Source organism: Pseudomonas sp. 8(2025), assembly GCF_052665325.1.
The window spans coordinates 1-1,054 of the sequence record NZ_JBQOIE010000042.1 but is presented as its reverse complement, the minus strand read 5'-3'; the positions used below and the strand labels follow the sequence as shown (position 1 = coordinate 1,054).

Genomic DNA, 1,054 nt, shown 5'->3' with positions numbered 1-1,054 from the left:
GTGCCCATCGTCAACATTGCCACGCCCAATGGCAGCGGCCTGTCGCACAACAAGTTCAGCGACTACAACGTCGGCCAGCAGGGGCTGATCCTCAACAACGCCACCGGCCGCACCCAGGAAACCCAGCTCGGCGGGATCATCCTCGGCAACTCCAACCTGGGCGGCCGCGCGGCCAATGTGATCCTCAACGAGGTCAACGGCGGCAGCCCCAGCCAGCTCAAGGGCTACACCGAAGTGGCCGGGCAAGCGGCCCATGTCATCGTCGCCAACCCCTACGGCGTGACCTGCAACGGCTGCGGCTTCATCAACACCCCCAAGGCCACCCTGACCACCGGCAAGCCGGTGATCGAGAACGGCCAGGTCCAGCGTTACCAGGTGGACCAGGGCAGCGTCGCCATCGAGGGTGCGGGCCTCAACGCGAGCAATATCGACCAGTTCGAAATCATCACCCGCAGCGCCAAGATCAACGCCGAGATCCAGGCCCGGCACCTGGCGGTGATCGCCGGGGCCAACGACGTCGACGCCAAGACCTTGAACGCCACGGCCCGCACCGCCAACCCGGCGGATGCACCGCAACTGGCCATCGACTCATCAGCCCTGGGCGGCATGTACGCCGGGGCGATCAAACTGGTGGGCACCGAGGCCGGGGTGGGGGTGAAGCTCGACGGCAAGCTGATTGCCAGTGGCGGTGATATCCAACTGGATGCCAACGGCCAGTTGCGCATGGCGGACGCCACTGCCGAGAAGGGCGCGGTGGCGATCAAGGCCGGCAGCCTGGAGGCCCAGGGCGCGGTCTACGCCGGTAGCGAACTCAAGGTACAGACCCGGGGCGACCTGAGCAGCCAGAAAACCCTCGCCGCCCGCGACAGCATCCAGCTGGACAGCGGTGGCCAACTGAGCAACCAGGGCATCATCGAAGCCGGGGTCAATGCCGATAACTCTCGCAACGCCAACGGCGATATCAGCCTCAACGCCCGGGATCTCGACAACCGCGGCAAGAGCATTGTCGCCAGCCGCGACCTGACCCTGAACACGGCCCAGATCCTGGACAACC

1 protein-coding gene is annotated in these 1,054 nt (G+C 65.8%); it reads left to right on the top strand.

The features are described 5' to 3' along the window. Positions 1–1,054 (top strand): filamentous hemagglutinin N-terminal domain-containing protein (locus ACUXVH_RS31635; RefSeq protein WP_445496856.1); only part of this gene is annotated, 1,054 nt, incomplete at both ends.